Raw genomic sequence first — 22,903 nt, 5'->3', positions numbered from 1 at the left:
CTTATGCTCCTTCCCCGGGCGTAAACTCCAGACCCGCTTTAATGGATTCCCATAACGCCAGCTCGTCTTCATCAAACGGCGCGGTGCGGCTCATGGCCATCACCAGTAGATGATCGTCAAGCATCGTGGTCGCCAGCTGTTCATGAACCGTCACACCGTGGTTTTCAAAACGCAGGGCGACTTCCTGTGCGGGCCGGCCACCGACCTGGGTGTCCTGCACCTCACCGCCGGTAAACTTCTTCATGTCGCGTTTGATTTTAGCGACCTGGCTTTTCAGGTACGCCTCTTCCTCGCCAGGCTTCACGTCCCATGCGCGGGTCAGCACCAGCGACGCGCCCGCTTTCGGCAGTGACAATATTGTCATGCTGCGATCCTGCACCGCTTCCGGCAGCGTCAGCGTCCCTTCTGATAGCGTATATTTCACGTTGCTCATGCCTGCCCTTCTCCGTCAGGGGTAAAAGTTTTTGCCACTTCGTTCTGAATATCTGCGGGTGTCGGCGCCACGTTTGTCGCTTTGTCCGGATCCTTGAGATTCAGATCGAGCGTACCGCCGGTGTTAATTTGCCCCGTACCGCTGGCATTGATCGCAAACCTGGTACAGTAAAGGTTGACCTGGCCATTCGAGCCCATCTCCAGCACAGAATCGCCCGTCACCAGACGGATGCCTGTTGCGGAAGAGATAGTTACCATCCCCTGGCCTTTGATGTCGTACTGGCCGCCGACCAGCTCGTTGCGGGTCATCTGAATCGCGTGCTCGTGTTTGCCTTCCACTTTGCCGGTGTAGTCCTGCTTAATGGAAAGCAACTGCGAACCGCCGACGCTGTGGGTCTCGTCTTTCTTGATGCTCGTATCAAGGTTGCGCTCGGCCTGCAGCCACACCTGCTCGGCACCGGCTTTATCCTCGAAGCGCAGGGCGTTGGCGTTGTCCGGCGAGCCGTCCTTCGAGCGGCTTAAAAAACCCATCTGCGTCGCCGCCGCCGGCAGCGACCATGGCGGCATGCTCGCCTCGTTGTATACGCGCCCCGTAATCAGCGGGCGGTCCGGGTCGCCGTTGATGAAGTCCACAACCACTTCGTCACCCACGCGCGGTATCTGCACGCCACCGAAGCCCTGGCCCGCCCATGCGCTCGACACGCGCACCCAGCTCGAGCTGGTGTCGTCGCCCTTCGACAGCCGGTCCCAGTGGAATTTCACCTTCACCCGGCCATATTTGTCCGTCCAGATGCTCTCGCCCTGCGGGCCCACGACCTTCGCCGTCTGCGGCCCGTAGGTACGCGGCCACGGCGTCTTCTGCGCCGGGCGGTACGGCACGTCCGCCGGTATCACCTCAAAGCGCGTTTCGTGGATGGTGTTACTGTCTGCGCCACTGGCGTAGCGGTTTTCCTCAAAGTGGTAATGGGCAACGGTGGTCAGGTACTCGCCGTTGTCACCAAAGAACGGGGCGTTGCGCAGCACAAAGGTGTGCCCCGGCGCGATACCCAGCGCCGTCCCGCTGCCCTGCGTCTGGCGGTGCTCCACCTGCCAGCGCTCCTGGCGGATGCGCGCGTAAAACTCCCCGTGATCGTGCTCCACAAAGCGGCCCGGCCAGTCATAGACGTCAATGCTCCCTGGCTGTGGCGATTTTGGGTTCTGCCGCGCCTGGAACAGCCACGCGTTCGGCTTGCGGAAGTCGTAGTCGTCGAGGCTGTAGATGCCCGGTGTCACGTTATCCTGCAGCGCCCACTGGCTGATACCCTCTTCATCGGTTGTACCGCCTGATGGCGTCACGTGGTACGGAATAGTCTCGTAGCCGGGAAAAGGCTTGTACTGGCCGGGGGCATCAGTAAGCACCAGCGTGTGGCGTTCCTGCTCGTGGCGGAAGTGATAGGTGATGCCCTCCAGCTCCAGCAGGCGGCTCATGAAGTCGAGGCTGCTCTCCTGATACTGCACGCAGTATTCCCACACCCGGTAACTGCCGGAGAGCCGCTCCTCGACGTTCACCTGACTCTCGCCCAGCAGCGTTTTCACTATCTGCGGCACCGTCTGGCCCTGGAAGATACGCAGGTTGCGGTCGCGCTGCATCGGCCATACGTCCGGCTCAACCGTCAGCTCATACGCCGCGTAGCGGATGCCGGACATCTCCACAGCGGTCACCGCCACCCGTGTCACCTTGCCGTTGAGGTAGCGCGGCGTCATCAGGGCCTGAGTCGGGATGGTCACCGTCACCGGCTGGCCCAGAAGCGCGCTGCGGTCGGTACGCGCGTCAGTCCCAAGCAGCGTCAGGGTAAACATGAACGGCTCCGACAGCGACTCGCGCCCGGAAAGCTTCCAGAAAAGTAGCCCCTCGACCGGGAGCTGAACGGTGATTCGGTTAAGCATAACTTACATCCCTATGTGTATATGCGCTGCAAACCAGAGCCCGAGACATCCATCTGGCTATGCCCCGTAGATCACAGCACATCAGTAAATGACGCATACTTTCACGCTTCCGGCAGCACAGCAGAAACTCATTGCATTTTTAGATGATTCGATATTGCAGAACTGAAATTTCATAATATGGCTACCGCCGGCGAAGCCTCAGCAGAGGTTAAGCCTATCAGGAAATGTCAGGTTGCGAAGCGGCAATAAAGGCCATATACAAACGACGTGCGTGCGAGGGGCAAATATACCAATAAGAGACTCTTCGGAAAACTACCATTATTCTGAATATACAGATCATTCTGATTCCAGTACGGATAAGTATTGATAGCTGGCATAAATTCCGGAGAACAGCAGACTGATTTTATGGAAGACGTCACTAATAACGCACTGAAATATTCATGAAAGAAAGAGAATTTTCTTTTACTGGCCGAGCTGAGAAAGCGCTTTTATATGAAAGGATAATATTTAGCTTAAGGGTGGCCTGCTACCGGTATTAGATACAACGCTCAGTTATAAATGCCGGTTTGTTTATCTTCTAATTTTCCATTTCTCCAGCTTGTTGCAAATTCAGCCGACGTCTGGTAATTCAGCGATGAATGAGGTCTGGACTCGTTATAGTCCTGCCGCCAGTCATTAATGATTTTCCGGGTATGAGGAATATCGCTGAACCAGTATTCATTCAGGCATTCATCCCGAAAGCGACCGTTAAAGCTCTCTATAAATCCGTTCTGCGTTGGCTTACCTGGCTGGATAAGGCGCAACTCCACACCATGCTCAAAGACCCATTGTTCGAGCGCGTGGCAGGTAAATTCCGGGCCCTAATCAGTTCTATTGGCGCCGGCCAGCAGCGAAAGAGCGCGATACTGTCCAGAATACGCGTGACCTGAACGCCTGAAATCCCGAAAGCAGCGCTGATCGTCAGACACGCCTTCGTGAAGTCGTCCACACAGGTCAGGCACTTGTTCCTGCGACCGTTGGCCCGTGCATCCATGACAAAATCCATCGACCAGGTCAGGTCCGGCGCATCCGGGCTAAGAAGCGGAAGCCGCACAGCCGCCAGCCCCTTATGATGTCGTCTGCACTTCACACTCAGGCCGTTAAGGTGGTAAATGCGGTATACCCGCTTGTGGTTGACGGGAAGATCCTCCCGACGTAATCACTGCCAGATGCGCCGGTACCCAGAACGCCTTCGTTCGGGCGCCAGTTCTGTGATACGGCCTGATAAATGTGCATCAGCCGCCAGACGCTGAGCTTCATAGAGGCGGTCGACAGGGACAAACCTGTAAGCCTGCTGGCAGGACGTTGAGACAGACTGGTCGCATCACACATAGACTCAACGATTTCCCGCTTCTGGTCTGTCGTCAGTACTTTCGCCGAGAGCCACCTGAAGTGCTTCCTTATCCAGCATAGCTTCGGCAGACAGCTTCTTGAGTCTGGCGTTCTCTTCCTCAAGCGAATTCAGTCGCTTAACCTCGGGCACCTCCATACCGCCATACTTCTTACGCCAGGTATAAAAGGTGGCGTCGGAAATGGCGTGCTTGCGGCAGAGCTCATGGGCAGAAACCCCGGCTTTAGCCTTGCGGAGAATACTGATGATCTGTTCGTCGGAAAAACGCTTCTTCATGGGGGTGTCATCAAGTGGCTTATGAAGACATTACTGACATCGCGGTGTATTAATCAACGGGGAGCAGGTCAGTCGGCCTGTATCTGGCGACAACCCAGCCACTGGTTCTGATGGCAGCCATCTTTATGGCGGGGTTTGGTGTAAACGGCATCTTTGCTGGCTCCGGGCCCTTCCTTGCCGAGATTATTGGCGACACACAGTCACGCGGCTTTTTAATGGGCCTGGCTTATAACGGTGGTCGCTTAGGTGGGTTTATTGCACCGCTGCTTATTGGCTATGTTGCCAGCATAGGGGGATTTACCGCAGGGCTGGCGACCACGGTTCTGGCCTTTATCGCCGCGATGGTTGTGGTGTGGATGGCACCCGAAACGAAAGGCATTAAGCTGCAATAGCCCTTTTCTTTAAGCCTGATAAGGCACGGCTGTTTTGGTCGTGCTTTTTTAGTGGCGCGGAGAGACAACCGATGGTTAGTGCAATGCTAACCATCCTTCCGGGCTCACCGCTTTTGATCAATTTATTACCCTAATAACGTGCAAGTCTTGCTGCCTCAGACCGACTGTCGGAAGAGCGGTAATCCGGCTTTCGCTATTCATTTTTCCTGCGGAATATTGTGTCCGCTTTGTGCCAGAAGTGGACGTTCAGCGTTGGCTGACGGATCGTATTCCCACTGTGATTCATCACTGTAAATCGCACCATCATCATCCATTACCTGGGCATTAAGATGTTTTGCAATCTCTAACATCTTTCTGTACAGATAGATATCTGGCCATTTGGTATAAATATTACCTGCGTTCCAGTCAAGCCATGAATCTTCACATGACGAGGGACCTGACCACAAGACATGGTAATCGCCGTTTATACATCTCTGCTTAATTCATTATCTTTATTAATGTAGTTAAGCCATTCGTCAGCGGATATCTGCGCATCACCTTTATCTGCCCAAAATTCAGCTCGCGTTATGTGAAATTCGACACCCATAGCATCTCCTGAACGCTAAACTTTCTGGCCTAATAATTATCACCTGAGTTGGCGGGATTTTTAGTGTCTCCCTCAAAACCGGGTTTACCTGCCCCCACTCTAGTATCACCATTTTCTTTAGGGCAGGATAACCGTTCTTTTGATTCTGTGTTAATGGTGCAGTTGGTGAAAATTTACATTCGAGGCAAGAATCCCCACCATTCCCATCCCTCATCATAATATTAGCCCTGACGTTGTGTCATTATCTGTCCCGATTGTAAACTCATCTGCTGTTTCTGATTGCCCCTTGAGTATTTATTGTATATTTCATCTTTGACTGATTTGCCCTTTTGCATAAGGGCTGATAAAAACACCCCGGCTTATTAAGGCGGGTATTTTCATTTTTTGTAGTGCACCTTTCCTATGAAGGCCCATTTATGATTAACTCTCTTTTCTTTGAAAAACACTATGACCTTGACCTGGAATGATTTTCTCCGGACAGTCAATCCTTTTTATAATGGTTTCTATATCAAAATCGCCATCAAAATCTGCTATCACCTCTGTTTCAACTATAGAGATGTTTTCTTTATCATCATCTTTAATTTCCCCATCAATAAAAAAACACAGCAAAATTTTATTTCCACAAATGTCTACGGCTATGTTTCTCATATTTTCAGTAACAGCACCAAGAAGAGCCGCTTGTATTGATAACTTTAACCTTTTTATATATTCATAGTTATTTTTCATCATAATCTCCCGATCAGAAACGCGCTGGCACTGTATGAACACAATCCTTATCATAATGAACAATTCCTTTTGGCGTCGGCACAGATAAACCAGTAGCTTTATCGACAAAAGTACCAATAGTCTTAACAAAATCAATTCGTTCTTTAGAACCTGCCAAACCCACTTCTATCTTCTCAATCTACTGTCCTGTTCCCAATTGAGGCAACAAACGTCATGAGGCAGACATAACCATCAGTATGGTTCGCCCCGTTGAGTCTGCCGTTCGTAATCAGCGCGTTGGCCAGGTTAAGTTCAGGCTTTACGGCAGTGCAGGATATCTCGCCACACCAGGAGAACGGAGCGTCATCGCTTACGATGAGGACGTGACAGAGACGCCACAGCAGGCCTGGCTTAAAGCGCAGTGCGCGGGGCTGAAAGTTGTGTTCTTCAGTAATGATTTACGTATACAGGCTATTACGGCGGCTGGCCATGCCGGTATAGCGCTGCTACCCGAATACCTGGCGAATGAATATCACCTTGTGCCGACAGATCCCGATGGCCCGGTTCTCATTCAGGACATCTGGTTGAGCGTTCATGAAGATGTCCGGTATGCGAGACGCATCAGTACTGTCCTGGACTTCCTTAAAGGCTGCCTTGAGCCTGCCTGTAGCTTGTGAATTTTTGCATACTGAGCAGGTGATAATCTGGAATATCACACAGCGTTGCAGCCTCCTATACTCTTCCTGACTCTGAAGACGGGTAATAAACCCGGTGTTTATTACCCGACCCGTTCAGGTTCTCTCGTCATTTCCGGTAACCCAGTAAAGGTAATCTTCTATGAACAGTAATATGAGTGGAAAAGTCATTGTTATCACCGGTGCCAGCAGCGGTATTGGTGAAGCCACTGCCCGGATTTTAAGCGCCGCAGGCGCGAGTGTCGTGCTGGGTGCCCGTCGTCTTGAAAAGCTGACTGCTCTGGCGGATGAACTGACACGGGCGGGCGGAAAAGCAGAAGTCGTGCAGATGGACGTGTCAAACCGTCAGGATGCCGAAAAACTGATTAAGACAGCTGTAAACACGTTCGGCAGGATTGATGTGCTGATTAACAACGCGGGTATTATGCCTAATTCACGACTGGACCAGTTGCGGGTAGAGGACTGGGAAAAGGCTATTGATATCAATCTTAAAGGCACGCTGTATGGCATTGCCGCAGCCCTGCCCTTTATGAAAGACCAGAAAAGCGGCCATATCATTAACGTGTCTTCTGTAGCTGGCCTGCATGTTCGCCCTACCACGGCTGTTTATTCAGCGACTAAATTTGCGGTACGGGCTATATCAGAGGGCCTGCGTATGGAAATGACGCCATACAATATTCGCAGCACGATTATTTCGCCCGGACCGGTTGATACGGATTTACCGGGAAGCGTGACAGATGCTGCCGTAGCAGAGAAGGTCAGAAAGATACACGAAACGGCTATCCCGGCAGAAAAACTGGCTGAAACCATCGCGTTTGCAATCAGCCAGCCAGAAGCCATCGACATCAACGAAATCGTTATACGTCCCACCGCAATAGACTTTTGACCATTGCCCTGAGACAAGCTGGAATGTCGGCAGGGGCACAAGAAACATGCCATCTTCTCCATTGCTTCCCTGACGGAAGCCGTGGGCCCATGAAAGATGCGCACCCTTCACCGTAAAGGAAGAAGCCCCGCGAATGCTGCGGGGCGCTTTTGCGTCCGGTCTCACCCGTATTGCGCCTGCTGGTCGTGCCGCCTCTCTCTCCTCGTACCGGATGAGGCTTCTCACTCACGACAGGCTTCCGACACGGCGTAGCTGTCCTCAAACATACGGAAACGCGTAATGAGCCCCTGTTCGATGTACATATCGAGTACAAATTCGGTCTCAATTAACTTACCGGTTTTTTTAACGCGCGTGGCAAGCTCGCCCGTGGCGACGACGTGGTTGCCGTTGATAAGAATGTCGTTGATGTCGAACTTTTCTGACGTCGTCTGCTCCCGGATTTGCGCATAGAATTCGGCCACACCTGTTCTGCCTTTTTTACGCCCAATCCAGGGAACCACTTGTGTATTACCGGCGATAAGCCAGTCCACCTTTTCACTGACCAGTTCAGCGATCTCGCTCACCGCCTCTGAGGTGGCGATACGATGAAAGAAGGTTTCGACTACAGCCTGAGGTGTTAGCGTCGTCATAAAGTGTCACTCCCGTTAACTGAAGCCCAGGCCCTCAAGATTAATTTAGTGTTCCGGCAAGCGGCTTATCTGCAGATGCGGTTATATGGTGCAGGTCAAAACTCGGGTCACTGACGTGATCGTGTTTCGAAGAGCATGTTGCATAACGCGGGCGGTTTCCCCTTTACCTCGTCACTTGAGATAATGCCGCGATCATTAACGCGGTTATATTCAGGCAAAACGAAGACGAACCGCTTTCCAGACCTGTTTGCTTTGTTCTGAAAAAACATTTAGTCATGCCGGGCGAGTTATTCTGGATAATCCCTCCACAGGGTAACGCCGCATAATCGCTTTTACCGCTCTCTCTGAGATGAAATGCAGCTTATTGTAATAGTGAGCTGACTGACTTAACAGCAATGTAATGCCAGCGTATTCCGTTACAGAGAAAGAGGATTGCGTCAGCCATATAGTCACTACAAGTGATTATACGAGAAGCCCTTTAATAGCGGCAGGTTAACGCCCTCTGAAAATCTTATCCCGCGCTTAGTACACCATTTTATTTTCTCTAGCGAAAAATATAATTCTGTTCCTTTCGGGTTATTTATTCTCCTTTTCCACAAAATCACTATTTAAAAATAACCCATTAATAATAAAGAAAAAAAACACCTGGAAATCTTTTATTGATGGACGAAAAATGTTAAAAGTGAAAACCGGTGAAACAGCTCTTTACATTTCTCGCCTGGCCAGTGCCGAATATAAAAGCATTTATTCACCCTGTTTCTCCAGCCATTTTTGAAATACGCTTCAGTCACTCGCGCTTTGAACAGGGTGCCATATACTTCAGGCATATTCTCATTCGGAATATAAAACTCATTTCAATTTATGGCAGCGCAAACGGCCCTGTAAAGTCGTCTGTGCAAGGAGACAGTATTATGGATCAAACCGCATTTTTGATCGGGTTTTCGGTCATGGCAATTGCGTCACTGGCGATTTATGCCACCGGCAAAAAAACCTTTCCCTTTCGACATCACACGTTAATGCATGCCTCAGTGCCTTTTATTGCCGCCACCGCTTATCTGGCCATGGCCTTTGGTTTCGGAAATCTGGCCACAGAGAGTGGCAGTATCGTTTATCTCGCTCGCTATGCTGACTGGTCTGTCACCACGCCTGTTTTACTGGCAGGGCTTGTTATGGTTGCCTTTCATGAACAGAGTAAACCGGGTGAAATGGGGGGATTTTTAACGGCCATCATTATTCTGGATGTGATGATGATTATCACCGGTCTGGTCTCTTCGCTGGCGGCAACGTTCGCCGCGAAATGGGTGTGGTATCTCTGGTCCTGTGCTGCGTTTCTTGGCGTGGTTTACCTTCTTTGGGGGCCGCTGCGGACGATTGCCGCGGAGCGCGGCAGGGCGATAGCGGACGCTTACAACAAAAACGTCGCATTACTGACGGTGGTCTGGTTCATCTACCCTATCGTTTTCCTTGTCGGTCCGGAAGGGTTAAAAATCATCACCGATCCTGCGTCCGTATGGGCATTCCTGGTTCTTGATATCATCGCCAAGGTGTTTTACGCCTTTTACGCGGCGTCCAGTCTTGAAAAAGCGCTGCGCCATACCACATTTGATGGTGCTGTGCGGGTATGACTCTGCGGCAGACTGCCGGCTGGACAGGACTTTGGGGGGCAGCGCTGGCTGCCTCTTTCAGTCCGATGCCCGTGCAGTTGATTTTTGCCATTGTCGCAATAGGTGTTATTGGCATGGCACACGGTGCCAGCGATCTGGCCGTAGTAAAACGCGGGCGTAAGTTGCCGTTCCTGGCTGCTTACGGCGTGATCATCCTGCTTTGCCTGTTCTGGTGGCACTGCTCGCCGGCACTGGCATTACCTGGTTTCTTGCTGGCATCTGCGCTGCATTTTGCCCTTGAAGATGCGCCAAAGGGAAGGATGACAGAACGCCTGGCCAGAGGCGTCAGCATGATAGCGACGCCCGCCCTCTTCCACCTGCAAGAATACAACATCATTCTTCACCAGGCAGGACTGGCACCCACTCTGCTCGGTTCTGTGACGTTATGCATGGCGATTGCGGGCGCACTTTGTGCCATTAGCCTGATGATCACCGGCTTGAGGCGTCACGATGTGCGGCTCATTACCGGGACGCTGGCGTTACTGCTCCTTCCCCCTTTTGTCGGCTTTTCCATGGGTTTTTTAATTTTGCATGCCCTGCCACAAACCCGGTTACGTCGTCTTCAACTGGGTTATGCGCATTACACCGGCTACCTTTATGCAACCTGGCCGGTGCTGGCAGCGGCCATTCTGCTGGCGGTCGCGACAACCTGTATGATGTACCCGTCCAGTGACGCAGACATAAAATCGCTGTTTGCTGCGCTCGCTTCACTCGCTATTCCCCATATGCTGGTTACCCCTTACTTCGAGCCGGGTAACAGTGGATAACGTCAGAAGTAACAGGAACGCTTCGCCGGACGCAGAAGGTTAACTGTGGCGTCAGCATGTAGATGCCTGGCTTTCAGGCATGATAATCAGCGTGTTGCCCTTTCCACTGCACACGTTGCAACGTTCCCCTAAACATCCCCTGACCCCGGCGCTGAGCGCGTGCGTAATAATGGCGTAAGGTTATGCCGCCGGAATCATGCAGCGGCAAAAGGGGTGAACGTCAGGGAAACGAGGGGAAAGACGAGTATCGGGATTCAGCCTGGCCGTCGTGGGGGATCAGTTCCCGGATTTACGACCGAACAAAAGACCCAGGAGTTCACGGTAGTGCTGCTCTTCTTCTGCACTTCCTGCCAGCTCCAGGCGGCGGACAAGTTTGCTGCATATGGCCGTGCGGTTCAGGCTTTTTCCTGCGCGAAGAATTTCTGACGCGATGCTCCCCAGCGTTTCCTGCTGAGTGGGCAGTGACGCACTGTCGAAGTAGCGGGCAATGGCGCTCATGGCGTCGGATTTGGACGAGTTTTTGTACAATGTTGGCTCTGGGAAAATGTTTAATGGGTTTACTATTACTTGTGGGTAAAGTTATAGACTTGATGGTCCGCTGTACAGGTGTATTTTGGGAAACGCTCGTTTTCTTTTGCAAAACGTGCTTTTACTATTATTCTGAGGATGATGATGAGAGTCTGGCAGACTTTCGGCCCTGACCCAGGCTGATTCAGTGGCATAACAAACGCCATGGCCGCATCCCTGTACAGGTGCTGCTTTCCGTGACAGAGATGAAATGAGAGCGGTAAAGGCACGCTAAGCGAAGGGGATTTTGCGCCATTATTCCCGGTCACTGTGCTGAAAACGTCGAAGGAGATCGGCAAAGATTAACCCATTTCCGCATCAGGATTCAGGGCCCGCAATTGTTTTGCATCGTGGCTGCAAAAGAAGGTAATTTCCTGATGATAGTGACTTAACACCGCACGAAGCTGCCGTTGCGTATCCCGTCTGGTTTTATTATCCATTGCCATCATCCACTGATAGAAACGTAGCCCTGGCGTACAGTGGGGTTTATGCAGTGCCATTTCTTCCCGATAGAACCAGGCGTCCCCGCCATGAAGCAGCCATCCTTCCGCCCCGCGAACTGCAATGCCTGCATGCCCTTGTGTATGACCGGGCAGTGGCACAAGCAGAATATCAGCGGGAAGTCCTGTAAGAGATGTTACGGCATCGAAGCCGTACCACCGCTCTCCCTGAACCTGATAGCCCGTCCAGCCGGAAACGCCTGTCCATTGCCCCGGTCAATAGCGCTCACGGGCCAGCCAGCTGTGCCGTTGCTGTGAAGTATCGATTTCGGTTTGCAGCAGATGTATCTGCGCACCAGGAAAATCAGTGAGCCCGCCTGCATGGTCAAAATCGAGATGAGTAAGAACTATGTGACGGACATCTTTAGCGTCAAACCCCAGCGCCTCAATGCGAGAACGTGCGGTAAGATCTTCACGTCGTTGAATATTGTTCAGCAGTCGAAAAAAGCCAGAAAGGCGTTTTTCTGGCTGGCGCATATCCTCCCGCCCAAAACCGGTATCAACCAGTACAAGGCCGTGCCGGTCTGTTTCTATCAGCAGACAATGGCACACCAGATGCGCATACAGACCTTTACTGAAACCGTCAAACAGCGCTCCACCTACGGGGCACATACATCCACAGTTGAGATGATGAATTTTCATAAATTATCCAGTTTTAAGGTGTAGTCAGGCATTCTGACAACCCCTATCTTTAGGCCTGCTTGCTTAAGGACCTAACGCAGGAAGCAGAATGGCTGAATATTTTTTGTCGCTTCCCTGATGATTGACGCGTCAGAGGCAAAAGCAGAACTGGCGAAAAGCCGCCCTTCAGGCGGGTTACGATGACTGTATTAATGGGGCTCATTGTTCTGTGCAGCAGCACTAAGCCTGTCATCCTGCCCGTCACCCGACGCTCGCTTCAGTGATTTCATCAGACATGAATGGTCAGAGGGGTTATCCACCTGACATGCCGGACTGTCTGCCAGAAATAATGCTGTTCATGCCAGGCAGAGATAAAAAATTCCCCACCTGAATAGCGGGGAGCGAACTAACTAAACAGTTCCAGGCTACTTTAGCTGCAGGCGCCAGCAGCCCCCCACGTTAATGAATTATTGTACTGATATCTGAGCGTTGCAAACGAGACGGTGACACGACGCTAATTTACGTACCGGTTTCTTTTTACTTAGTCAGAATCCGACAAGATCTAAAAATATCAGGACAGCCGCTTCGTTAAAATTAACATCAGAGGAAAACATGACAGACACAATATTGCGCTTATTTGCAAACCAGACAAGAAACGCAAGGCGATTTTATATACGTTTAATAGGATACCTGCTCCACTAACGCCCCCCTTTTACGCCATTTCTTGTTGAAACCCTTAAAATCACCCACACTCTTTTTATACCAAAGAAAATAAAATTAAATGCATAAAATTCAAAATATTAACTAAATAATCAACCCCAAAACTTTGGTTAAAAGATAAATTAGATTTCAGATGATAACGCCTGAAATAATGAAATACCTGATTTTAAGCCAATGAGAATGGGCGGGATTAGGTTGATCAAAATCAAATAAATTTAAAAATAATGGGCAAAAATCAAAAGAAGCATAATGAATGTATCTTTTGTGCCGATATACGATTACCGCCTGAGAAAACCTAAGGCTCGGGGTAACGTTCAACACAGGGTTAATTAAATGAAAATTATAAAAAGCTTTTACAATTTAAAGATAGGCGGGAAACTGGTTCTGGGTTTTCTGTTAGTTATTCTTGCCTCACTGATTATCTCTTCGCTGGCGCTCAAATGTTTTTTAAATATCAAAGAGAACTCTGCCAAACGTGACATTACCGTACAAATGCTGGATTCACTGGCTAAAGCCCGGCTTAACCGCACACTTTTTCAGTATACTCGTGAGACGAAGTTTATCGAAATCAATGGCGAGGCAATGAACCAGCTTTCGGGTTTACGGCAAAGCCTGGAGCACTACTCCTGGTCCACGGCCGGGCGTGAAAAGCTTTCTGTTCTCAGCGTTGCCCTGAATCAGTATCGCGAGAAACGGCAGACTTTTCTTGCGAGTACAGACAAAACCGTCTTCGCCTTAAATGAACTGAACCGCCTCGAACTGGCCACGCTGTCAGAAAAACTGGCTGCCCGACAGACGTCCGTTCCTGCTGACGCTGCTGCTCAACTGCTCACGCTGAGCCTGAAGATCGAACAGGCCGCGTTTTATGTGCAGGCATTTATTAAAACGCCAGATTCGTCATCGCTGGATAAATTTGCTGGCATCAGGGATACCCTGTCATCGCTTAAGACCCAGCTGTCCGGTCCGTCCGCTTCAGAATTCACTACCTTGTTAGCCGAAGTGGAGCAAAAAACAACAGCCGGCCCTGTGCTGTTGAACAACTATCTTCTTGCCGTTAACGCAGAGAAACACGCCTCAGACGACATGACGGCCGCCGCAGGCAAACTCAATCAGTCCATGACAGATTTGGCTTTCTTCCAGTCTCAGATGGCTGAAGAGTACATACATACCGCCCTCTGGCAGATAGGTTTCACCACGATTACCTGTATTATTCTTAGCCTTGTTGTCGCCTGGAGAATGACCCGTAGCATTACCGTTCCCCTGAAAGAGACGCTTTCTTCAGCAAAACGCATTTCAGCAGGCGACCTGACGTCAGAAATAACCAGTTCGCGTACTGATGAACTGGGCGAACTGATGACCGCCGTCGGTGCCATGAATCACAGTCTGCGCACCATCATTTCAAAAGTCCGGGACGGTGTGAACAGCGTAGCTCGCGCCTCCTCTGAAATTGCAGCAGGTAATACTGACCTTTCCTCACGAACAGAACAGCAGTCCGCAGCCGTTGTAGAGACCGCTGCCAGTATGGAAGAGCTGACCTCAACCGTAAAACAGAATGCTGAGAACGCCCATCATGCCAGCCAGTTGGCTACCGAAGCATCACATAACGCCAGCCGTGGCGGGGAAATTATCAGCGACGTGATCGCCACGATGGGTGGGATAAGTCAGAGCTCGGGCAAAATTGGAGAAATCATCACTGTCATTAACGGTATTGCTTTCCAGACGAACATTCTGGCGTTGAATGCCGCGGTTGAGGCGGCACGGGCAGGCGAACAGGGACGCGGCTTTGCTGTGGTAGCAGGTGAAGTACGTAGCCTGGCACAGCGCAGCTCTGTTGCGGCAAAAGAAATTGAGGCACTCATTCGGGAATCCCTGGAGCGCGTAAACAACGGTACCGAACTGGTTAACCGTGCCGGTAATACCATGGGAGATATCGTCAAATCCGTCACGCAGGTCAGAGATATTATGGGCGAAATCGCTGCCGCGTCTGACGAGCAGAACCGGGGCATTACCCAGATAGCGCAGGCGATGACGGAAATGGATACCACGACGCAACAGAATGCTGCGCTGGTTGAGGAGTCATCTGCGGCGGCCAGCAGCCTGGAGGATCAGGCGCTGGAACTCGAAAAAACCGTGGCCGTATTTCGGTTACCGCCGCCCTCTTCAATGACCGCGACCAGCGCCCCGGTGATCGCGCGCAGTCGGCCCATTCCGGCTTCAGTGAAAACCTCAGACGCCAACTGGGAGACATTTTAAGGCATAACGCAAGGCCGTGCTGGGGCGCTGTGTGTGACGCGCCTCAGCAAGGGTTGATGCGCCTGACGGCATTGAGAGGATACGTGACTGAAAATAAAATGCATACCGCTCACCTTATCGTTGGTGAGGCAGCCGAAGCCCTGTTTTATGAAGCCGATTCAATCACGCGGAAAACGTTAATTGATAAGCTCTACAGCATTCTGCAGCAGGAAACAGGTGGTCAGCGTAAAGCCGCAATCATCGAAGCAATAAAACTGTTCATTTGATTTGCACACTCAGTGCCTGAGGAAATGTGAAGGCCCTTCAGTCAGGAAGCATCCTTACCTTACGAAACGTAAGTGCCACTCAGGCGCATCATACGCTTGAGGTCCTTTTCACGACCACAAAGGCGAAGAATGGCCGCAAGTTGTGCTTTCACGGGTAAAAACACCTGCTGCGATTTGATACTCACGGTAACGGTTTCGCCTACTGAGAGAGCTGTCCAGCCTTGTTCTGTCAAAATGTGGAAGCCACCGAGGAGTTCAACCGGCACCGGACCAGGCTCAGGTCGCAGCAAAAAGTCGGAGCGGAACCGTAAAGACGTCTCATCAGCATAGTTGGGCCAGGCGTATTTCTTGCTCAGAAAAGCCGCGGCATGCGAAGGCAGGACAATATCGATATCGTTCACCGGCCCCTTTTCAAGGCCGTAAAGCACCATGGCCGCTCCCCCGATCACCATCCAGGGCAAAGCGTGCTGATTCAGTTGCTGTGCCATTTTTGCCAGGGTTAATTCTAAATCGTCCATATATCACTATCACTCGGTTGAGCGCGTTTTACGACGTAATGTTTTTTCGTTGTGCTGACGTTGTCTTAACGCAACTGGATAACTGTATGCCAGATTTATGACATCTGAAGGCAACTGCAAGGAAGGGTCAGAATCGCGACAGGTTGGCTAAACAGCACCATCATAAAGCCCTCTGCCGCCTTACCCGATCAGGAATGACGTAAACCGGTGCAGGAAAAACGGCGCAACCTGTCGTCAGGCCAGCCACAACGCGCATCTGAAAAGCCCGACCAGGGCCGTTCAGGCGCGGCGAAAGGCCTGAACGCAGCTCGTACCACCGTTTATTTGCTCACTCACAAATAAACTGCGCTTCGCACTGGCGGGCGATTTCCCACAGCCTGTTGCGAATGACCTGCTTAAGTTGCAGCGTGGACTGGGACTGGGGTTGATCACGACGGCTGATCAGCATCACTTCAAACGGCAACGGCTGTGCGACGGGGAGTAATTTTAGCTGTTCGGCATAGCGGCAAGCCGTGAACAGATCCACCACGCCCACACCGCCGCCCGCCAGTACCATATCCGCAATTACCGAGTAGGTTTTAATCGATAACGACACCGCCGGATTCAGCTTTTTATCGCGTAGCGCGCGGTGCAGGACACGCCCAAGCGGATCCTGGGTCTGCATCATCAGCAGGTTATTCGCGCATAACCATGCCAGCGTAACGGGTTCATGCTGGGGATGATTTGGCGGCAGCAGCGCCACCATTGACGACTGAAACAGCGGTTCCGCCAGCAGCGCTGCATCCACCTGCTGACCAAAGACCAGGGCGAAATCAAGCTGATTCTCCAGGATCATTTGGCATAAGGTACTAAAGTGTTCCGTGACCAGCTCAACGCTGACCGAGGGCACCTGTTGTCGCCAGGTGACCAATGCCGGTGCCAACACCATTTGACCGAAAGCGTGAGCCGCACCAACACGGACGATCTGCCCTTCGCCGCGTCGCAGTTGTTCAGTGAGCTGGGTGATGGATTGTAAGCGTTGGTAGAGGTCTTCCACCTCTGGCAGCAGCCTTCGCCCTTCTGCCGTGACGCTCATGCCCTGGATACGCCGCTCAAACAGCGCAAAGCCCAGTTGCTGTTCTGCATGATTCAGCACGCGGCTGATATTGGGCTGCGATACGTTGAGCAGGCGCGCGGCTGCGCTGATGCTGCCGGTCTGTACGATGGCCTGAAAGACTTCTATGTGACGGAGCCGCATCATTATTTACCCTGTGTGGATTCAGCTACCCGCAGGCCGCTGTGATGCACCCTTTTCAGCGCTTCACTTACAGCACCGCCAACGCCTGAATCAAAATGGAAAACCTGAACCATCTGTCATCTCACCCGCGGTACGGGCAAAGAAATGGCCAGCGCCTGAATCTGTCCTGCCTCTGTCGTTATTCCTTACTGCCGATACGATCCGGGCGGGTAAAGACAGGACAACCCCTGCTGCAAAAATTGTACCGTAAAACAGAGGGAGGCGAAGCGACCCGCTACCGCCTTGCGCTGAAATAAGGCGGCACCGGGCTTAAGCAAGGGGAAACGGGTGCAAATCGCGCCGGTATCGGCCCATTTCCCCTCACTGGCTGAATTATTGAAAAGGGTAAAGCCAGGCGTTCGCCCTGCCATGGTGCAGCGGGGAGACGGCCGGGTTATCTCATGTGGATCGACGGTGCCTGGTGGCGGATTGTCGGTCAGTGCGCACGACCGCGCCCGGCAGCGATGTTTCTGAAAAAAGGAAGCTGCAGGGACGAAGGTTACCCGCCCCTGACCTCATGGCTGTCCCTGTGCTACGACTGGGTACTCGCCAGGTAAGAAAACGCACTGAGCAAGCTGATCAACGTCTCCATCCGCTCTGCCTGATATCCCACGGTAACCGCATCGATGCGCGTGACGCCGGGGATCAGGCTGAACAGATCGGCCAACACGGGTTTACTGGCCTGAAGCTGCATATGATAAGGCGCGGTCAACCGGGTCGTGCGTGTATCGCGCTGATGCTCAAGCGCGGCGCGTGCAGCACTGCCTATGGCACGTTGTGCCGCTTTGGGACTAATGGATTCCGCGCAGGTATGGGAAATGGCGCGTTTGACACAAACGTAGTCAACCGTTGGGTAATATTCGGCTATCCAGCTCTGTAGCTGATCGTCGCCCGTGACCAGCCACAGTGGCGTGCCCTGCTCAGCGGCGGCAGCGGCGTAAATATCAGTTTCGCCCATCACCAGGCCATTGATATGGATACGCCAGAATGCACGGCCATTAATGGTGTGCGCCAGTACGCCGGGTTCGCCTGCTGCGCTGTGATAGCCCACCAGAAATAATCCGTCGAACGTCTGCTGTTCTATGCCTTCAACCATCGATAAGCCGCGCGGTTTGCCCTGCACCAGCCGGGCGCGGGGATCAAGATTTTCCGCCCGCAGGTTGGTCATTTGCGCATGGCTGTCTGCAACGACCACCTCCGTTGCGCCTCCCGCGAACGCCCCCTCTATCGCGGCATTCACTTCCTGTTCCATCAGACCGCGGGCCAACTGATATTCCGGGTTGCCGGGTGTGCATTGCTCCGGGCGCATAACGCCCGCGATACCTTCAATATCGGCAGAAATAAAAATTTTCATGTGGTTAACCTGTCCAGAATCTGAGTCAGTGAGGGGCGATGGTGACCACGAAAGCCGGTAACAGGCTCTGCGCTCAACAAGGCATCCAGTACAGCCTGTTCAGTGGCATCTGCCGCGGCGGCAAGCAGCGGCTCCAGCATGGCGTCCTGCGGCGGTTGTGGCAGCGGTTGCGTTGAAAACGCTACGGCGATATCGCCCGAGCCGTGGCCCCAGTAGCTGCCCAGCCGCCCGAGGCCGGCACCGGCACGCTTCGCGATACGCTTCAACTGACGCGCATCCAGCGGCGCATCCGTCGCCATCACGATGATGACAGAACCGGCATCACGCTGCGGTGCCTCTCCTGCCAGCAGCGGTGCAATCACTTCACCAAGCCGCACACCGTCAAGCGTGAGCGCGCTGAGCGCGCCAAAATTCGCCAGCACCAGCACTCCCAGCGTGGCATTGAGCGACGGAATAACACGCGAGGCCGTGCCGATCCCGCCCTTCAGATTAAAACAGCTCATCCCGCGTCCTGCGCCAACGCTGCCGCGGGAAAAGTCCGCTGCGGCTGTATGCAATGCTTCCTGCGCCATCGCCTCACTGATGGCCAGCGCCTGAATATCATTGAGCCAGCCGTCGTTGCACTCCAGGGCCAGCGGGTTCACCGTCGGCAGCGTTCGCCCGAGTTCCGGGTTACGACTGATGGCGTCCCGTACCAGCGTGGTAAACAGCGTGCCCACCGCCAGCGTGTTACTGAGCAGAATCGGCGTGTGTAACACACCCAGCTCCTCGACCTGTGTCAGTCCGACCGGTTTCGCAAAGCCATTCAGAACTTCAGCTCCGCACGGCAGCGGCGTGAGAAACAGGTTATCACCCGGCGGAACGATAGCGGTGACGCCAGTCTGCCGCTCTCCCTCAGCCAGCGTGACGTGGCCGACGCGCACACCAGCCACATCGCTGATGCGATTAGTGGGGCCGCATGCGCTGCGCGGCTGCCCCAACTGACGCTCGTTACGCCAGCGATCCAGCAGCAGTTCGCACTGCCATTGTTGAAAGTCCATCGTCAGCCCTTGAGTTTCGGGTCGAGCGTGTCACGCAGCGCGTCGCCGAGCAGGTTAAACGCCAGCACCGTGATAAAAATCGCCAGCCCCGGAAACACGCTCATGTGCCACGCGCCCGCCATCATCATGCTCCGGCTCATGGCCAGAATATTGCCCCATTCAGGCACATCCGGCTCCGGTCCGAGGCCAATAAAGCTTAAGCCTGCCGCTGTGAGAATACTGGTGCCAATGCGCATCGTAAAATAAACAATGACGCTGGAAAGCGTGCCCGGCAGAATATGGCGCAGGATAATGATTCGGTCGGGTGCACCGGCACAGCGCACGGCTTCCACATAGGCAGCCTGTCTCAATGACAGCGTGGAGGCGCGAACAATCCTGGCAAAGACGGGCACGCTGAACACCGCGACGGCGATGATGACATTGTTCAGGCCCGTTCCCAGAAGCGCCACCACCGCAATGGCCAGCAGCATGCCGGGAAACGCGAATAACACATCGGCACCGCGCATGATCAGCATATCGACCCAGCCACCGTAATAGCCCGCCAGCAATCCCAGCACGACGCCGACAATCATGCCGAGCGTCACGGACAGCACGCCGATATACAGCGAAATACGCGCCCCATAGATAATACGACTGAGCAGGTCGCGCCCCAGTTCGTCGGTGCCCATCCAGTGTGCTGCCGAAGGGGGCGAGGATAACGCCATCCAGTCGGGCGCCATCGGATCCCAGGGAGCCAGCCAGGGCGCAAAGATCGCCACCAGAATCAGCAGCAGGACAAATCCGCCTGAAACCAGCGCCAGAGGATTGCGCACAAAAGCATGCAGGAAATCGCGCCACGGCGAGCGAATAACCTGAGGCGGGTTATCAGTCAGCGATTGATGACTCATCTCGGCTCCTGTCGCAGACGAATTGCCGGATTGACGACCGCGTAAAGCAGATCCACCAGCAGATTAATGACGATAAATTCAAACACAAACAGCATCACCAGCGCCTGAATGACCGGCTGATCCTGCGCTTTGATCGACTCAATTAACAGCCAGCCTAACCCTGGCCAGTTGAAGACGCTTTCCACGACAATCGAACCGCCCAGCAGAAAACCAAACTGCAACCCCAGCATGGTGATTACCGGGATGAGCGCGTTACGCATCACGTGTTTCCACGTCACCAGACGGTTACGCAGCCCTTTCGCTTTCGCGGTGCGCACGTAATCTTCCTGTGCCACTTCAAGGAAGGCCGAGCGGGTAAAGCGTGCCATGACCGCCGCAACGGACGATCCCAGCGTGATGGCGGGCAGGACAATATCGCTGGCCTTGTTAAAGCCGCTGACCGAGAACAGGCCAAAAGGCATCGCAACGAACTGGATTAGCAGCAGCCCCAGCCAGAACGCCGGCATCGAGATACCGCCCACCGCCACGCTCATTAGTGTCCAGTCTTGCCATTTCCCTCGTTTCAGGGCCGCGAGTACGCCAAGCATCAGGCCGAGAAGCACAGACCAGGCGAAACCGGCTAAGGCGAGCCACAGTGTGGGCAGGAAGCCCTGCTTAATCACCTGCAGCACCGGTTGCTGGGTGCGGTACGTGGTGCCAAGATCGCCATGTAACAGGCTGTCTATCCAGTTAACATACTGCTGCGGCAACGAGTCGTTGAGCCCGAGGTGCTGACGTGCCGCTTCGACCGCTTCAATCGGTGCATCCGGTCCGGCATAAATGCGCGCCGGATCGCCCGGCAGCAGCTTGATGAAACCGAAAACCAGCAGCGAGACCACCAGCAAAACCGGGATCATCTCCAGCAATCGGCGAATGATGTATGCAAACATGCCATTCCCTGAAATAAAGGTGAGACGGGGAGCCTCACGTGCCGCCGCAACCGGCAAAGGCACGTGAGGGACATCCGCGACTTATTTAAACGACGCCTGATTAAACAACAGATTGCCATCAGGCAGCATCGAAACGCCGCTCAGGGTGCTGCGTTTGCCTACCAGATTGTCTGGCGTGCCAAGGAACGCCACGGGGGCCTCTTTCCACAACAGCTTTTGCGCTTGTGCATAGGCGATACCACGTTTTGCCGGATCGGCCGTCGCCAGCCCGGCAGCAATCGCCTTGTCAACGTCAGGATTGCTGAAATAGGAGACATTGTACGAGGTAGGTACCCATGATTCGGTGGCGAACAGCGGACGCAGAGCCCAGTCGGCATCGCCTGTAGACGTCGACCAGCCGCCATAATAGAGGTCAAATTCGGCTTTTTTCGGGTCCTGAACGCCCCACAGCTTCGCGTTGCGCGTTCCGGAATCCATCGGTGTCACCGTGGCGCGAATACCCACCGTGGCCAGTTGCGCCTTCAGCACCTGGGCGGCGCGCACGCTGGCGGTCGCATTGGTGACCCAGAGCTTGAGATCCAGCCCATTCGGGTAGCCCGCCGCTTTCAGCAACGCTTTGGCCTTATCCGGCGCATAGTGGTAATCGGGATCGCTCTGCTTCTCATAGAACTGCACCCCTTCCGGCATCGCGGAGGTGGCCGGTTTACCCAAACCGGCAAAGGCCACCTTCAACCACAGATTACGGTCAATCGCATAGTTGATTGCCTGGCGCACGCGGACATCGGCCAGTGGCTTATGCTGCGTATTGATCGCCATGTAATAGAGATAGATGCTCGGATCGCGCTGAATCGCGAGGTTGCTGTCCTGCTTCACCGCCGCGATCAGATCCGAAGGCAAAGGCCAAATGGCATCCACCTGACCCGATTTCAACGCGGCAACCCGTGTCGCATCTTCCGGGCTGGGTGAGAAGATCACCTGATCGACTTTGGGCCAGCCCTGCCGCCAGTAACCGTCATACTTCGCCAGCGTGACCGCTTTGCCCGGAGTCCAGTTTACGAATTTAAATGGTCCGGTCCCCACCGGATGCAGCCGCAACTGGGCCTCGTCCGGATACTGTTTCAGAACCGACGGGCTCCACATCACCGCCGAAGGGTGCGCCAGCGTGTTAATAAAAGCACCAAATGACTGATTGAGTGAGATTTTCACCTGATCGGGTGCCAGCACCGTCACCTTATCGATCATTTTGTACAGGCTGTTGCGCTTCAGCCCTTTTTTCTGGTCAGCCAGACGATCAAGGTTCGCTTTGACTGCTTCCGCATCAAAAGGCGTACCGTCCTGGAAGGTAACGCCTTTACGCAGCGTCAGCGTAAATTCCGTCGCACTGTCGTTGGAGGTGTAACCGGTCGCCAGCCAGGGCTCCAGCTTCATCTGGGGATCAAACTGAAACAGGCGCTCAAAGATACCGCTCTGCACCGAGTAGCTGACATTATCTGAGGTATCGTGCGGATCGAGCCCCGTAATATCGGCATACATTGAAATGCGCAGATCCTGTGCCTGCGCGGTCATGACCAGTGTCGTCGTTAAGGCGAGGGCGAGTGAAGTACGGCGGAACAGCGTTTTCATA

22 protein-coding genes and 3 pseudogenes are annotated in these 22,903 nt (G+C 53.3%); 7 read left to right on the top strand and 18 right to left on the bottom strand.

Annotated elements, in window-relative coordinates:
- Window position 1 precedes the first annotated feature (1 nt).
- From RAC90_RS03290 to RAC90_RS03280, 3 genes and pseudogenes are all read right to left on the bottom strand, one after another.
- On the bottom strand, window positions 2–433 hold the full coding sequence (locus RAC90_RS03290) for a DcrB-related protein (protein WP_164481811.1): 432 nt from the start codon (window positions 431–433) through the stop codon (window positions 2–4).
- Window positions 430–2,358 carry a type VI secretion system Vgr family protein gene (locus RAC90_RS03285; RefSeq protein ID WP_164481810.1) on the bottom strand — a complete coding sequence of 643 codons (1,929 nt, stop codon included), beginning with the start codon at window positions 2,356–2,358 and terminating at the stop codon, window positions 430–432. The genes RAC90_RS03290 and RAC90_RS03285 overlap by 4 nt, the downstream gene beginning before the upstream one ends.
- A 548-nt stretch (window positions 2,359–2,906) precedes the next feature.
- Window positions 2,907–4,024 (bottom strand): annotated as a pseudogene (locus RAC90_RS03280) (IS3 family transposase).
- 59 nt (window positions 4,025–4,083) lie between these two features.
- Between RAC90_RS03280 and RAC90_RS03275 the strand changes: the two are divergent.
- A pseudogene (locus RAC90_RS03275) lies at window positions 4,084–4,416 on the top strand (MFS transporter); the annotation flags it as partial.
- Between the two features lie 197 nt (window positions 4,417–4,613).
- On the opposite strand, the gene RAC90_RS03270 reads toward RAC90_RS03275, so the two are convergent.
- The 4 genes from RAC90_RS03270 to RAC90_RS03255 form a co-directional block, all read right to left on the bottom strand.
- Window positions 4,614–4,766, bottom strand: coding sequence for a hypothetical protein (locus RAC90_RS03270; protein ID WP_375123958.1), 153 nt, complete (start codon window positions 4,764–4,766; stop codon window positions 4,614–4,616).
- Between the two features lie 113 nt (window positions 4,767–4,879).
- The gene (locus RAC90_RS03265; protein ID WP_375123957.1) at window positions 4,880–5,002 is read right to left on the bottom strand and encodes a hypothetical protein; all 123 of its coding nucleotides are present in this window, start codon (window positions 5,000–5,002) and stop codon (window positions 4,880–4,882) included.
- Window positions 5,003–5,422: 420 nt separating this feature from the next.
- Complete coding sequence (locus RAC90_RS03260; RefSeq protein WP_375123956.1) at window positions 5,423–5,731, bottom strand: hypothetical protein; 309 nt, start codon at window positions 5,729–5,731, stop codon at window positions 5,423–5,425.
- A 10-nt stretch (window positions 5,732–5,741) separates the two neighbouring features.
- Window positions 5,742–5,891, bottom strand: a complete 150-nt coding sequence (locus RAC90_RS03255) for a polymorphic toxin type 50 domain-containing protein (protein ID WP_375123954.1) — start codon at window positions 5,889–5,891, stop codon at window positions 5,742–5,744.
- Window positions 5,892–5,949: 58 nt separating this feature from the next.
- Here RAC90_RS03255 and RAC90_RS03250 point away from each other — a divergent pair.
- Both RAC90_RS03250 and RAC90_RS03245 read left to right on the top strand, forming a co-directional pair.
- Window positions 5,950–6,384 (top strand): annotated as a pseudogene (locus RAC90_RS03250) (LysR family transcriptional regulator); the annotation flags it as partial.
- 160 nt (window positions 6,385–6,544) lie between these two features.
- On the top strand, window positions 6,545–7,288 hold the full coding sequence (locus tag RAC90_RS03245; RefSeq protein ID WP_375123953.1) for an SDR family oxidoreductase: 744 nt from the start codon (window positions 6,545–6,547) through the stop codon (window positions 7,286–7,288).
- A 221-nt stretch (window positions 7,289–7,509) separates the two neighbouring features.
- Here the strand turns inward: RAC90_RS03245 and RAC90_RS03240 are convergent, their stop codons facing one another.
- Entirely contained in the window at window positions 7,510–7,917 is a 408-nt protein-coding gene (locus RAC90_RS03240; protein WP_375123952.1) for a nuclear transport factor 2 family protein, read from the bottom strand.
- 911 nt (window positions 7,918–8,828) lie between these two features.
- On the opposite strand from RAC90_RS03240, the gene RAC90_RS03235 reads away from it, so the two are divergent.
- Together RAC90_RS03235 and RAC90_RS03230 are read left to right on the top strand one after the other, a co-directional pair.
- On the top strand, window positions 8,829–9,542 hold the full coding sequence (locus tag RAC90_RS03235) for a bacteriorhodopsin (protein WP_054634118.1): 714 nt from the start codon (window positions 8,829–8,831) through the stop codon (window positions 9,540–9,542).
- Window positions 9,539–10,348, top strand: coding sequence for a Brp/Blh family beta-carotene 15,15'-dioxygenase (locus tag RAC90_RS03230; protein WP_375123951.1), 810 nt, complete (start codon window positions 9,539–9,541; stop codon window positions 10,346–10,348). Before RAC90_RS03235 ends, RAC90_RS03230 begins: the two co-directional genes overlap by 4 nt.
- A gap of 276 nt (window positions 10,349–10,624) precedes the next feature.
- Here the strand turns inward: RAC90_RS03230 and ycgZ are convergent, their stop codons facing one another.
- From ycgZ to RAC90_RS03215, 3 genes are all read right to left on the bottom strand, one after another.
- Window positions 10,625–10,876, bottom strand: a complete 252-nt coding sequence (gene ycgZ / locus RAC90_RS03225) for a regulatory protein YcgZ (protein WP_155489659.1) — start codon at window positions 10,874–10,876, stop codon at window positions 10,625–10,627.
- Between the two features lie 341 nt (window positions 10,877–11,217).
- Window positions 11,218–11,415 (bottom strand): hypothetical protein, encoded by a 198-nt coding sequence (locus tag RAC90_RS03220; protein ID WP_375123950.1) that lies wholly within the window; start codon window positions 11,413–11,415, stop codon window positions 11,218–11,220.
- A gap of 216 nt (window positions 11,416–11,631) precedes the next feature.
- Window positions 11,632–12,057, bottom strand: coding sequence for an MBL fold metallo-hydrolase (locus tag RAC90_RS03215; protein ID WP_375123949.1), 426 nt, complete (start codon window positions 12,055–12,057; stop codon window positions 11,632–11,634).
- Between the two features lie 1,032 nt (window positions 12,058–13,089).
- Between RAC90_RS03215 and RAC90_RS03210 the strand changes: the two genes are divergently transcribed.
- The gene (locus RAC90_RS03210) at window positions 13,090–15,009 is read left to right on the top strand and encodes a methyl-accepting chemotaxis protein (RefSeq protein WP_375123948.1); all 1,920 of its coding nucleotides are present in this window, start codon (window positions 13,090–13,092) and stop codon (window positions 15,007–15,009) included.
- A gap of 83 nt (window positions 15,010–15,092) precedes the next feature.
- On the top strand, window positions 15,093–15,275 hold the full coding sequence (locus RAC90_RS03205) for a hypothetical protein (RefSeq protein ID WP_375123947.1): 183 nt from the start codon (window positions 15,093–15,095) through the stop codon (window positions 15,273–15,275).
- A gap of 59 nt (window positions 15,276–15,334) precedes the next feature.
- On the opposite strand, the gene RAC90_RS03200 is transcribed toward RAC90_RS03205, so the two are convergent.
- The 7 genes from RAC90_RS03200 to RAC90_RS03170 form a co-directional block, all read right to left on the bottom strand.
- On the bottom strand, window positions 15,335–15,793 hold the full coding sequence (locus RAC90_RS03200) for a hypothetical protein (protein WP_033737137.1): 459 nt from the start codon (window positions 15,791–15,793) through the stop codon (window positions 15,335–15,337).
- A gap of 328 nt (window positions 15,794–16,121) precedes the next feature.
- Complete coding sequence (locus RAC90_RS03195) at window positions 16,122–17,030, bottom strand: LysR substrate-binding domain-containing protein (RefSeq protein WP_375124054.1); 909 nt, start codon at window positions 17,028–17,030, stop codon at window positions 16,122–16,124.
- Between the two features lie 571 nt (window positions 17,031–17,601).
- A complete protein-coding gene (locus tag RAC90_RS03190; protein WP_015065586.1) occupies window positions 17,602–18,423 on the bottom strand; it encodes a M55 family metallopeptidase in 822 nt (273 codons plus the stop codon).
- Window positions 18,420–19,463 carry a P1 family peptidase gene (locus RAC90_RS03185; protein ID WP_054634124.1) on the bottom strand — a complete coding sequence of 348 codons (1,044 nt, stop codon included), beginning with the start codon at window positions 19,461–19,463 and terminating at the stop codon, window positions 18,420–18,422. Before RAC90_RS03185 ends, RAC90_RS03190 begins: the two co-directional genes overlap by 4 nt.
- A 2-nt stretch (window positions 19,464–19,465) precedes the next feature.
- A complete protein-coding gene (locus RAC90_RS03180; protein ID WP_375123946.1) occupies window positions 19,466–20,350 on the bottom strand; it encodes an ABC transporter permease subunit in 885 nt (294 codons plus the stop codon).
- Window positions 20,347–21,279, bottom strand: a complete 933-nt coding sequence (locus RAC90_RS03175; RefSeq protein WP_015065583.1) for an ABC transporter permease subunit — start codon at window positions 21,277–21,279, stop codon at window positions 20,347–20,349. The genes RAC90_RS03180 and RAC90_RS03175 overlap by 4 nt, the downstream gene beginning before the upstream one ends.
- Window positions 21,280–21,360: 81 nt before the next feature.
- On the bottom strand, window positions 21,361–22,902 hold the full coding sequence (locus RAC90_RS03170) for a glutathione ABC transporter substrate-binding protein (RefSeq protein WP_283787146.1): 1,542 nt from the start codon (window positions 22,900–22,902) through the stop codon (window positions 21,361–21,363).
- Window position 22,903: the final 1 nt, after the last annotated feature.

Origin of the sequence: Pantoea sp. CS_6, from assembly GCF_041954745.1 — a bacterium.
In the GTDB taxonomy this organism is placed as follows: Bacteria; Pseudomonadota; Gammaproteobacteria; order Enterobacterales; family Enterobacteriaceae; genus Pantoea; species Pantoea stewartii.
This window is presented reverse-complemented; position numbering and strand designations above follow the sequence as displayed.

What these genes read in the sequence shown, in the direction of transcription:
- RAC90_RS03290 (WP_164481811.1), bottom strand. Translation starts at nt 433, where the DNA reads ATGAGCAACGTGAAATATACGCTATCAGAAGGGACGCTGACGCTGCCG.
- RAC90_RS03285 (WP_164481810.1), bottom strand. Translation starts at nt 2,358, where the DNA reads ATGCTTAACCGAATCACCGTTCAGCTCCCGGTCGAGGGGCTACTTTTC.
- RAC90_RS03270 (WP_375123958.1), bottom strand. Translation starts at nt 4,766, where the DNA reads ATGTTAGAGATTGCAAAACATCTTAATGCCCAGGTAATGGATGATGAT.
- RAC90_RS03265 (WP_375123957.1), bottom strand. Translation starts at nt 5,002, where the DNA reads ATGGGTGTCGAATTTCACATAACGCGAGCTGAATTTTGGGCAGATAAA.
- RAC90_RS03260 (WP_375123956.1), bottom strand. Translation starts at nt 5,731, where the DNA reads ATGATGAAAAATAACTATGAATATATAAAAAGGTTAAAGTTATCAATA.
- RAC90_RS03245 (WP_375123953.1), top strand. Translation starts at nt 6,545, where the DNA reads ATGAACAGTAATATGAGTGGAAAAGTCATTGTTATCACCGGTGCCAGC.
- RAC90_RS03240 (WP_375123952.1), bottom strand. Translation starts at nt 7,917, where the DNA reads ATGACGACGCTAACACCTCAGGCTGTAGTCGAAACCTTCTTTCATCGT.
- RAC90_RS03235 (WP_054634118.1), top strand. Translation starts at nt 8,829, where the DNA reads ATGGATCAAACCGCATTTTTGATCGGGTTTTCGGTCATGGCAATTGCG.
- RAC90_RS03230 (WP_375123951.1), top strand. Translation starts at nt 9,539, where the DNA reads ATGACTCTGCGGCAGACTGCCGGCTGGACAGGACTTTGGGGGGCAGCG.
- RAC90_RS03220 (WP_375123950.1), bottom strand. Translation starts at nt 11,415, where the DNA reads ATGGCACTGCATAAACCCCACTGTACGCCAGGGCTACGTTTCTATCAG.
- RAC90_RS03215 (WP_375123949.1), bottom strand. Translation starts at nt 12,057, where the DNA reads ATGAAAATTCATCATCTCAACTGTGGATGTATGTGCCCCGTAGGTGGA.
- RAC90_RS03210 (WP_375123948.1), top strand. Translation starts at nt 13,090, where the DNA reads ATGAAAATTATAAAAAGCTTTTACAATTTAAAGATAGGCGGGAAACTG.
- RAC90_RS03200 (WP_033737137.1), bottom strand. Translation starts at nt 15,793, where the DNA reads ATGGACGATTTAGAATTAACCCTGGCAAAAATGGCACAGCAACTGAAT.
- RAC90_RS03195 (WP_375124054.1), bottom strand. Translation starts at nt 17,030, where the DNA reads ATGCGGCTCCGTCACATAGAAGTCTTTCAGGCCATCGTACAGACCGGC.
- RAC90_RS03190 (WP_015065586.1), bottom strand. Translation starts at nt 18,423, where the DNA reads ATGAAAATTTTTATTTCTGCCGATATTGAAGGTATCGCGGGCGTTATG.
- RAC90_RS03185 (WP_054634124.1), bottom strand. Translation starts at nt 19,463, where the DNA reads ATGGACTTTCAACAATGGCAGTGCGAACTGCTGCTGGATCGCTGGCGT.
- RAC90_RS03180 (WP_375123946.1), bottom strand. Translation starts at nt 20,350, where the DNA reads ATGAGTCATCAATCGCTGACTGATAACCCGCCTCAGGTTATTCGCTCG.
- RAC90_RS03175 (WP_015065583.1), bottom strand. Translation starts at nt 21,279, where the DNA reads ATGTTTGCATACATCATTCGCCGATTGCTGGAGATGATCCCGGTTTTG.
- RAC90_RS03170 (WP_283787146.1), bottom strand. Translation starts at nt 22,902, where the DNA reads ATGAAAACGCTGTTCCGCCGTACTTCACTCGCCCTCGCCTTAACGACG.